The organism is Acidibrevibacterium sp., from assembly GCF_049965395.1.
Taxonomy (GTDB): Bacteria; Pseudomonadota; Alphaproteobacteria; order Acetobacterales; family Acetobacteraceae; genus Acidibrevibacterium; species Acidibrevibacterium fodinaquatile.
Map to the genome: position 1 here is coordinate 23,235 of NZ_JBMFWJ010000030.1, position 10,128 is coordinate 33,362.

Genomic DNA, 10,128 nt, shown 5'->3' on the forward strand with positions numbered 1-10,128 from the left:
CGCTCATGTCAGCCCGGCAGATCGAGCACGTTCTTGGCGAGGATATTGCGCTGGATTTCGTTGGTGCCGCCATAGATGCTGGTCGGGCGCGCCTGGATGAAAAGCCCGGCGGGGTGAAGATCACGATTTCCCTCGATGGGCTCGAGAAGCCCGCCCTCCTCGCCGGCGATCTCCATCATGGCATCGGTGATGCGCTGGAACAATTCGCTCTGGTGGACTTTCAGCATCGAGACATCGGCGCCCAGCGCCTCGCCGCGCCTGAGCTTCACGACATGCGTTTCATAGAGCGCGCGATGATCGGCGAGATCGAGGCGAAGCCGAGTGTAGCGATCTCGGAACAGCGGATCATCGGCGCAGCCGACATGCTCGGCAAGGCGCTTCAAGCGAATCAAGGCATAGGCCGATTGCCGGGGCGAGCCGAGGAAAATGCGCTCAAAGCCGAGCAGCGCCTTGGCCATCGTCCAGCCTTTGTTCACCTCGCCGACCAGATTTTCCTTCGGTACCCGGACATTGTCGAAAAACGTCTCACAAAACTCGTCATGCAGTTCGAGATTGATGATCGGCCGGACGGTGACGCCCGGCGCATCCATCGGCACCAGAAAAAAGCTGATCCCTTCTTGCTTCTTCGCGGCTTTGTCGGTGCGGGCGAGGAGAAAAATCCAGTTGGCGTCGGTCGCGAGCGTGGTCCAGGTCTTTTGGCCGTTGATTACCCAATGATCGCCGTCCAAAACCGCTTCGGTGCGTAAGGCGGCGAGATCGGAGCCGGCATTGGGCTCGCTATAGCCCTGGCACCAGATATGCTCGCCGCTCAGGATTTTGGGAAGAAAGCTGCGTTTTTGCGCCTCGCTACCATAGCGGATGAGGAGCGGGCCGACCATGACCACGCCGTGATCATTGGTGCGCGCGCAGCCGAAACGCTCGAACTCCTCGATCATGATGAGCTGCTTTCCGGCCGAGAGCCCCATGCCGCCATACTCGCGCGGCCAGCCCGGCGCGAGCCAGCCCTTCTCGGCGAGTTTCAAATACCAGACCTTGTTTTCGCGCCAATGAAGGCGCTTGGGCGGATTGCGGATCTCGGGCGGATAATTTTCTGCAACCCAGCGCCGCACGACATGGCGGAAAGCCTCGTCGTCGAGGGCATTGAGATCTTCGGCGGGAGAAGGCTGCATGCGCGTTACTCCTCATCTTCGGGCGCGAGCGCGGCGTAACGCGCGCGGTGCCAGGCGCTGGTGCCGAATTGCCCGGCGACCACCATCGCTTTGCGCAGAAAGAGGCCGATATCGAACTCATCGGTATAGGCGATGCCGCCATGGAGTTGGATCGCCTCGCGGGTCATCCGCAGCGCGGCGTCGGTTGCACGCGCCTTCGCCCGTGACACCGCGCAGGCGCGCGCGGCGTTATCGTCATGGCTGTCACACACCGCCGCCGCTGAAGCGACCGAGGCACGGGTCAGCTCAAGCAGGATTTTGAGATCGGCGGCGCGGTGCTGCAAAGCCTGAAAGCTGCCGATCTTACGGCCGAATTGCTCGCGCGTGCGGAGATAATCGAGGGTGAGCGCAAACACCCGATCCATCACGCCGAGGAGATAGGCGCTGGTCGCCAAAGCCGCCGCCTCGAGGGCAGAGGCGAAATCACCGGCGAGCGCGATCGCCGGGCTATCCTCGAACGTCAGGGTGCCGAAATGCCCGCCATCCTGGGTCGGCGCGGTCACCAGTGAGACCCCCTCGCCATCGGCCGGAACCAGCGCGAGCCCGGTATTGGTGGCGACCAGGAAAGCGTCGGCGGCGTTCGCCATCGGCACGAAGATCTTGCGCCCGGAGAGCGCGCCATCGGCAAGACTGGTCGAAAACGGCGCGAGCAGTGCGCCTGGCGCCTCCTGCCAGGCCGGCAGCACCAGGCGCTTGCCGGCGAGCTGATCGGCGCGCCAGGGGTCGGGCAGAAACCCCGCGGCAAGCACCGCCGGGATCAACGGCTCTGGCACCAGCCCCGCGCCCAGTGCCTCGGCGAGCGCGCAATATTCCGCCATCCCGAGCCCGGCGCCGCCTTGGTCTTCGGGAAGCAAAAGACCAACCCAGCCCATCGCGCAAATTTCACTCCAAACCGCGCGATCGAAGCCAAGCGGGGAGAAGCGAAGCGCGCGGATGCGACGGAAATCGCCGCCGCGCGGGGCGATCGCGCCGGCGCTGTCTTGGATCATGCGCACGCTTTCGGCGGTTGCGTCGTTTCCGCTCATGAAGGGGGCCCGCTCATGAAGGGAGATGAAGCTTGGCTTCGCTCCGCGCCTGCAACTCGGCGAAGGAAAGCCCAGGCACGATATCGCGGACGACGAAGCCGCGCGCCTCGACATCGAGCACCGCGAGATTGGTATAGACCCGCTTGACCGCGCCGAGCGCCGTCGGTGGATAGCTGAGCGCATTCACGAGGCGCGGCCGCCCGTCTTTCGTCTGATGCTCCATCAACACCCATAATCGTTTCGCTCCGACCGCGAGATCCATCGCGCCGCCGACCGCCGGCGCGGTGTCGTTCTCGCTCGTCGCCCAATTCGCGATATCGCCGTTCGCCGCCACCTGATAGGCGCCGAGCACGCAGAGATCGAGATGGCCGCCGCGAATCATCGCGAAACTGTCAGCATGGTGGACGAAGCAGCCGCCGGGGCGCAGCGTCACCAATTGCTTCCCGGCATTGATCAGCCAAGGATCGACGTGGTCCGCCGCCGGCGCCGGCCCCATCCCGAGGACGCCGTTCTCGGAGTGGAAAATCACCTCGCGATCGAGCGGCACATGATCAGCAACCAAGGTCGGGATACCGATCCCGAGATTGACATACCAGCCCTCCGGCACGTCGCGCGCGAGCCGCGCGGCCATGCCAACGCGGTCGAGCGGGGTGAACGCGGCGCTGTTGCTATCGGCCATTCTTCTCTCCTTCCCTCGTGCCGCCCTCAAATCGGCGGATCGCCATAGGGCACATGGATCACGCGGTCGACGAAAATTCCCGGCGTCACCACCGCTTCCGGGTCGAGCGCGCCGAGATCGACGATGTGCTGCGCCTGAGCGATGGTGAGCTTCGCCGCCGTCGCCATTACCGGGTTGAAATTCCGCCCCGAGCGGCGATAGGTGAGATTGCCCCAGCGGTCGGCCTGCCACGCTTCGATCAGCGCGACATCGCCGGCGAGCGCGTATTCGAGGACGCAGTTGCGGCCATTGATCTCGCGCGTTTCCTTGCCGGCGGCAAGCTTGGTGCCATAGGAAGTTGGAGTAAAAAAAGCTTGGACGCCGGCGCCAGCGGCGCGCATCCGCTCGGCGAGCGTGCCTTGCGGCACCAGCTCCAGCTCGATTTTGCCGGCCTTGTAGAGATCCTCGAACACCGTCGAACTCGGGCTGCGTGGATAGGAGCAAACGATCCGCCGTACCCGCCCGAGCGCGAGCAGCTTGGCGAGGCCCTCGCCGCCGCTGCCGGCGTTATTGGCGACCACCGTGAGATCTTTCGCCCCCTGCTCGATCAGCCCGTCGATCAGCGCTTGCGGCTGGCCGACGCTGCCGAAGCCGCCGAGCAGCACCACCGCGCCATCTTCGATCCCCGCCATCGCGTCTGCCATGGTCTTGACGATACGGTCAATCATCGCGCGCGCACCACCCGGCCATTATTGACGACGATCACGTCGCGTTCAACGACGCGGGCGCGAAACGCCCCTTCCTCCGGCCAGATCTCAGTGCGGATGGTCTCCCCCGGATAGACTGGAGAGGAAAAGCGCAGATCCATCTCCTTGAGCCCGGCCGGATCGTAATCGCATAGCGTCTTGAGGAGCGCGTGGCAGACGACGCCGAGCGTGCACAGCCCGTGCAAAATCGGGCGGGGAAAGCCGGCGCGGGCGGCGAAATCGGGATCGGCGTGCAGCGGGTTGTCATCGCCGTTGAGACGGTAATAAAGCGCCTGCTCCGGGCGGGTGGCGAGATCAAGGGTGATCGAGGGCGCGCGCTCGGGCACCGGATGAACCGGCTTGACCGGCCCTGATGGGCCGCCGAAACCACCATCGCCGCGCAGAAACGTGGTGCTGGTAAGGGTTGCGAGCAGTTTGCCGCTCGCCCCCTCGATCACCTGCTTCTCGCTATACATCAGCGCCCCCTTTCCCGCCCCCTTGTCGATCAGGCCGGTGATGCGGGTGCGGCCGATGATCTCGCCGTCGACCGGGATCGGGTTATGCCAGACGATGCCCTGCTCGCCATGCACGACGCGAACCGCATCGATCCCGGTATCCGGCCGCGCCGCCCAAAAGCCGGGATGGCCGAGCACCACGGCGATGGACGGAAAAGCTTTGAGCCCGCGATGGTGGTCGAGGAAATCAAGCTGGCGCCGATCCATCGGATCCTGTCCGAGCCCGATCGAAAGCGCATAAAAAATCGTATCCCGCTGGGTGACCTGCTGGCGCACCTCGGGAATGGGGTAATTCAGCAATTTTTCTGGATCGATGGCCATGTCACTCTCCCATCTCGATCACCGCGTCGGCGGCAAAGGCGCCTTCGGGCAAGGCAAAAACCGGGTTGAGGTCGATTGCGCGGAGCCGCCGGCCGCGAGGATCGGCCTCGGCTTCGGCGGCGAATCGAGAAAGCGTCGACAGCATCCGCGCCAGCGCCGGAATATCGGCCGCCGGCCGGCCGCGCGCGCCAAGCAAGAGAGGGGCGGCGCGGACCGAGCGGATCATCGCTTCCGCGACCTCGACGCCAAACGGGCAGCGGCGGAAAACGACATCGCGCAGCACCTCGACGAAAATTCCGCCCAAACCGAACGCCGCGATCGGGCCGAACACGGGGTCGCGATGGACGCCGAGCAGGCATTCGACCCCGCCCGTCATTGCTTTTGCGACCAGGACCCCCTCGATCCGCGCCTCCGGCCGCGCTGCTTTCGCGCGCGCGATCAAGGTCGAAAACCCGGACCGCACCGCATCGGCATCGCCGAGACCAAGCAGCACCCCGCCGATTTCAGATTTATGCAAAATATCCGGGGAGAGAATCTTCATCACCACCGGATAGCCGAGCGCCGCGGCCGCCGCGATCGCCTCCTCGGCGGTTGCCGCGGCCTGTTCGGGAACACAGGCGATCCCGGCTTCCGCGAGCAGCCGTTTGGCCTCGGCCTCGCTCGGGGTTGCGGCCGGCAGCGCCACCTTCGGCAAGGGCGCCGGCGGCGGCGCCGGCGGGGCGGCGAAGGCGGCGCCGAAACGCCCCATCGCCGCAATCGCCGCGACCGCGCGGGAGGGATCCTCGAACACCAGAAACCCGTCTTCCTCATAGGCGCGCACACGCGCCTGGTCAGCGACCACCGAAAGCACGAAGAGGCGCTCGGGATGGGCGCGGCGCACCGCGTTGAGTTCGGCGCGTAGTTTCGGCGCGATGGAGGCGGCGCCGCCGGTTTGCGAGAAGAACGCGAGCACCGAGGCATAGCCGCCATCGGCAACCATGCTTTCGGCGAAACGCCTGACCAGCGAAAGATCGTTCAGCACCTGCGCTGTGCAATCGACCGGGTTGCGCGGCGCCGCAAACGGCACCAGCGCGCGCAAGGCCGCCTGCGCCGGCGCCGGCATCTCGGGCATGGGGAGGCCGAGCGCCTCCGCGGCGTCGCTGATCAAAACCCCGGCGCCGCCGCTCACCGTGATCACCCCGAGGCTGTTGCGCGCGGGATAGATGCGCTTGGTCGCGGCATAGGCGATATCCAGCATCTGCTCGGTGGTCGCGGCGCGCACCACACCGAATTCGGCGAGCACGGCATCGGTTACAGCGTCATCGCCGGCGATCGAGGCAGTATGGGATTGCGCCGCCGCCTGGCCGAGCGCGCTGCGCCCGACCTTCATCAGCACCACCGGCTTTTTGGCGGCGCGCGCCGCCGCGAGGGCCGCGAGAAAACTTTCCGCCTCGCGAATGCCCTCGGCGTAAGCGGCGATGACGTCGGTCTCGGGATCTTCCGCGAGCCAGCCGATGACCTCGCCGACGGTGACATCGCTCTCATTGCCGGTGGTGATGCAGAGCGGCGTGCCGAGGCCGCGGCCGCGCGCGATGGCGAAAAGATGGGTGCCATAGGCGCCAGATTGGCTCGCAACACCGATCCGCCCGGGCAGCGGAAACCCGGTCTCGAGGGACGCGGTGAATGTCGGGTAATAGCCGAGCCGCGCGTTGAAAAGGCCGAGACAATTGGGGCCGAGGAGCCGCATGCCAGAGGCCCGTGCGCGCGCTACCATTTCCGCCTGCGCCGCTGCCCCGGCGGCATCCATCTCGGCGAAACCCGCGGTCAAGACGATCGCGCCCCTGACCCCGCGCGCGGCGAGCGCGGCAACGGTTTCGACAGCGAGCGCCGCCGGCACCGCGACGATCGCAACATCCGGCGTCTCGGGCAGGTCGGCGATGCTCGGAAAACAGGGAAGCCCTTGCACCGTCTCGCGTTTCGGGTTCACCGGCATCAGCCGGCCGGAAAAACGCTGTTGCAACATATAGGCGATCGGCCGGCCGCCGATCCGGGTCGGGTCGTCGGACGCGCCGATCACCGCGACCGAACGCGGCGCGAGCAATGGGGTCAGGGAGGCGAAACGCCGCATCTCGGCAGCGCTCATGTCCGGCAATGCCGCCTACCGGTCTCGCCCCCCGCCACCGATCGACCCGCCATAACGCGACACGTGTTCACGCGCTGCTTCCTCCCGCCTCTTGCCGGCCAATCATGGCGCAGCTGTTGCGCACCATCAACCCGCGGCGGGTGCTCTGCCATGGTCGCGCGCGCGATGCGCCTATTTGACGGCGCGGAAGCGATCGCGCATCACCGGAGCAGCATGCGCGCGGCCATCGAAATCATCGTCATTCTGTTGCTGATCGGGCTCAACGGCCTGTTTGCGCTCTCCGAACTCGCCCTCGTTTCGGCGCGCCGCGCCCGCCTTGCGGTGCTGGAACGCAAGGGTGAGCCGCGCGCCGCCCTCGCCCGCGTCTTGGCGGAAGACCCGCAGCATTTCCTGCCGACGATTCAGATCGGGATGACCTTGATCGGGATTGTCGCCGGCGTCGTCGGCGGCGCCCGGCTGGCGACGCGCCTGGCGCTGTGGCTCGCGCCGCTGCCGGTGATCGGCGCCTGGGCGAGCAGTCTCGCCTATATCGTGGTGGTGGTTGCGATCACCTATTTCACTTTGGTGTTCGGCGAGTTGGTGCCAAAGCAGCTGGCGCTGCGCTGGCCGGAGCGAACGGCGGTGCTTGTCGCCCGACCGGTCGCCATGCTCGCGCGCATCGGCGCTCCGGTGGTATGGCTGCTCGGCCGCTCTTCGGCCCTGGTGCTGCGGCTCCTGGGCCAGACCCAGAAACGCGGCCCCGAGGTGACGGAGGAGGAATTGCGTGCCTTTCTGCTCGAAGGCACCAAGGCCGGCGTCCTCGAGACCGAGGAGCGTGACATGATCGAGCGCCTGCTGCGCCTTGCTGACAAGCCGGTCCGCGCGATCATGACGCCACGCACCGAAATCACCTGGATCGACCGCACCGATCCCCGCCGCGACATCATCGCGACCCTCAAAGCCTCGCCGCATTCGCGCTTCGTGGTCTGCGATGGCGCGGTGGATAATGTCGTCGGTATCGTCCAAACCAAGGACATTCTCGACCGCTTGCTCGATGGTGGCGAATTTTCACTCGCCGCGAGCCTGCGCCAGCCCATGGTGATCCCCGACCGCGTCTCCGCCCTCGATGCCCTGGCGCGGCTTAAATCCGACCCGCTCGGCATCGCCGTGGTGATGGACGAATATGGCAGCTTCGAGGGGCTGGTGACCGCGACCGATCTTCTGGAGGCGATCGTCGGCGACCTCAACGAACCGCCGCCGGAGCCGGCGCAGCCCAACCAGCCCGAGACCGAGCGGGTTCTGGACGGCTTGATGCCGGTCGATGAGCTGAAATCGCAGCTCGACCTCCCGGCATTGCCGGCGGAAGGCAGCTATCATACGCTCGCCGGGCTGATCCTCGCCCTGCTTCGCCGGGTGCCGCAAGCGGGCGACCGCATTGTCTTCGGCGGCTGGCGGTTCGAGGTATTGGCGATGGATGGGCGGCGCGTCGAGCGGGTGCGGGTCGGGCGCGATCCGGTGAGCGGGACATGAACGAGGTCTGGCATGGACACGTTCTTTCGCGGTGACCTCGCCGCGCCCGGCGGACGGCGGCGGGCCTGGCTCGACAGCTTGCTCACCGATCACGCGGTGTTCCGGCTGGTGTGGAGCAATGCCGACGTGGTGGTGCCGGGGCGGCTTTACCGCTCCAACCATCCGACTCCGGCGCGCCTGCGCGCCATGGCGCGACGCTGGCATCTGCGCACCGTGATCAATCTCCGCGGCCCCTGCGGCAATGGCTCGGACGCCCTCTCGCGCGAGGCGGCGGCGCGGCTCGGCCTGCGCTTCATCGATGCGCCGATCGCCAGCCGCACGCCGGGGCGCGCCGATCTTCTCGGCCTAATCGAAACCTTGCAAACCATGGCCGAACCGGCGCTGATCCACTGCAAATCCGGCGCCGATCGCGCCGGCTTCGCCGCCGCCGTGTTCCTGATTTTGAACGGCGCGTCAGTCGCACGGGCGATGGCGGCGCTTTCCTGGCGCTACGGACACTTCCGGACTTCCCGCGTCGGTATTCTCGATGCTTTGCTGCTGTCCTACGCGCGCGAGGGGGAGGGCAGGCTCACCTTTCCCGACTGGGTGCGAGACGCGTATGACGAAATGGCGCTGCGGCGGGAGTTCGCCGCCCATGGCTTGGCGAGCTTTCTCGTCGATCGGGTGTTGCGGCGCGAATGATACGGATGGAGAAATCGTCTTAGGGAGACGGATGATGCAGGCAATCGACGTGGTCGAGGAATTTCGTGGCCTCACCTGGGAGGGCCCTTTCGCGCCGGACACGATCGCGCGCGCCGGCGATGCGCTCGAGGCCGGCAAAGTCCTGTTTTTCCCCGATCTCGCCTTTCGTTTGCGCCCCGAGGAGGCTGGCTTTCTCGACGATAAAGTGTCCGATCACAGCCGCAAGAATGTGAGTTTCGACCCACTCACCGGCCAGATCGGGGCGACCACGCTCGCCGGCGTCGAGGAAAAGAAGCTCGCGGCGATGTTGGATCGCTTCGGCCGCCAGGCCCGTTCATTGCTGGTCGGCCTCATCCCCGCCTATGACATCGGTCTCGAGCGCGCCCGCACCAGCTTCCGCCCCGTCGAGATCGCCGGCCGCCCGACCTCGCCCCGCCACGATGATCGCCGGCTCCATGTCGATGCCTTCCCGAGCCGGCCGATGCGCGGCAAGCGTATCCTCCGCGTGTTCTCCAATATCGCGCCCGGCGACACGCTGCGGCACTGGGAGGTGGGCGAGCCGTTCGCGGATTTCGCCAAGAAATTCCTCCCGCGTCTCCGCCACCCGCTGCCTGGCGCCGCCTGGTTCATGGAGCGCATCGGCCTCACCAAAGGGCGGCGGAGTCCCTATGATTTTCTGATGCTCGGCCTACACGATCAGGGTAAGCTCGACCACACCTATCAGCGCGAGGCGCCGCGGGTAAAACTCGCCTTCCCGCCGGGCTCGACCTGGATCGTCTATACCGATCAGGTACTGCACGCCGCGATGTCCGGCCGCTTCGCCTTGGAACAAACTTTTCATCTCCCCAACGATCGCTTGCTTCACCCCGAACGCAGCCCCCTCCGGGTGCTGGAACGGCTCGCCGGCCGGGAACTGGTGTAACGATGGCTCTAAGTAATTGATTTTATGGCGCGCCGTCGCCCGCGATGCTGTGATTCTTCCCGTCAGCGGCGGCCGGCGCGTACAAGGAACCGCGCATGCCTTCGGTTCGTCATTCTCGATCACGATGGGGTGCCAAACGGAACACACGCTTGCCCTTTTCGGCTCGCGCCACGGTATCCCAACCAGCCTGGCTCTCAATGACCATGTTGGCCATCCGATGCCCTGGGAGCGACTTGTGCGGTGGACCACTGCACAAGTTGGCGCTTGTCTGTAGCCATGTCAGGCATGACTGTATGTCCGTGCTGATGAAGGTTTCTTGTCCCATACTGCGCATGCAGCGAGGGTTGCTCGCATCGGGCGGGTCGGCCAAGTCTGTGCAGTCACTCCCGAGTGGTCCGAAGTGAAGGGCTTGCCACCTTCA

Annotated in this window: 9 protein-coding genes; 3 read left to right on the forward strand and 6 right to left on the reverse strand. The window is 66.0% G+C overall.

The features are described from left to right. Positions 1–8: 8 nt before the first annotated feature. From ACP5M5_RS10045 to ACP5M5_RS10070, 6 genes are read right to left on the reverse strand one after another with little or no spacing between them, the layout of a single operon-like run. The gene (locus ACP5M5_RS10045; RefSeq protein ID WP_427937029.1) at positions 9–1,169 is read right to left on the reverse strand and encodes an acyl-CoA dehydrogenase family protein; all 1,161 of its coding nucleotides are present in this window, start codon (positions 1,167–1,169) and stop codon (positions 9–11) included. 5 nt (positions 1,170–1,174) lie between these two features. Next, positions 1,175–2,233: an acyl-CoA dehydrogenase family protein gene (locus ACP5M5_RS10050; protein ID WP_427937031.1), complete on the reverse strand. Its 1,059-nt coding sequence runs from the start codon at positions 2,231–2,233 to the stop codon at positions 1,175–1,177. A gap of 13 nt (positions 2,234–2,246) precedes the next feature. After that, positions 2,247–2,912: a 3-oxoacid CoA-transferase subunit B gene (locus tag ACP5M5_RS10055; protein WP_427937033.1), complete on the reverse strand. Its 666-nt coding sequence runs from the start codon at positions 2,910–2,912 to the stop codon at positions 2,247–2,249. 26 nt (positions 2,913–2,938) lie between these two features. Then, positions 2,939–3,619, reverse strand: coding sequence for a 3-oxoacid CoA-transferase subunit A (locus tag ACP5M5_RS10060; protein WP_427937035.1), 681 nt, complete (start codon positions 3,617–3,619; stop codon positions 2,939–2,941). Continuing rightward, positions 3,616–4,473, reverse strand: coding sequence for a MaoC/PaaZ C-terminal domain-containing protein (locus tag ACP5M5_RS10065; RefSeq protein WP_427937037.1), 858 nt, complete (start codon positions 4,471–4,473; stop codon positions 3,616–3,618). Before ACP5M5_RS10065 ends, ACP5M5_RS10060 begins: the two co-directional genes overlap by 4 nt. A 1-nt stretch (position 4,474) precedes the next feature. Next, a complete protein-coding gene (locus ACP5M5_RS10070) occupies positions 4,475–6,595 on the reverse strand; it encodes an acetate--CoA ligase family protein (RefSeq protein WP_427937039.1) in 2,121 nt (706 codons plus the stop codon). Positions 6,596–6,808: 213 nt separating this feature from the next. Here ACP5M5_RS10070 and ACP5M5_RS10075 point away from each other — a divergent pair, with 213 nt between their 5' ends. From ACP5M5_RS10075 to ACP5M5_RS10085, 3 genes are read left to right on the forward strand one after another with little or no spacing between them, the layout of a single operon-like run. Beyond that, on the forward strand, positions 6,809–8,104 hold the full coding sequence (locus tag ACP5M5_RS10075; protein ID WP_427937041.1) for a hemolysin family protein: 1,296 nt from the start codon (positions 6,809–6,811) through the stop codon (positions 8,102–8,104). A gap of 12 nt (positions 8,105–8,116) precedes the next feature. Beyond that, entirely contained in the window at positions 8,117–8,785 is a 669-nt protein-coding gene (locus ACP5M5_RS10080) for a tyrosine-protein phosphatase (RefSeq protein ID WP_427937043.1), read from the forward strand. Positions 8,786–8,819: 34 nt separating this feature from the next. Then, complete coding sequence (locus ACP5M5_RS10085) at positions 8,820–9,707, forward strand: Kdo hydroxylase family protein (RefSeq protein WP_427937045.1); 888 nt, start codon at positions 8,820–8,822, stop codon at positions 9,705–9,707. Positions 9,708–10,128 lie beyond the last annotated feature (421 nt).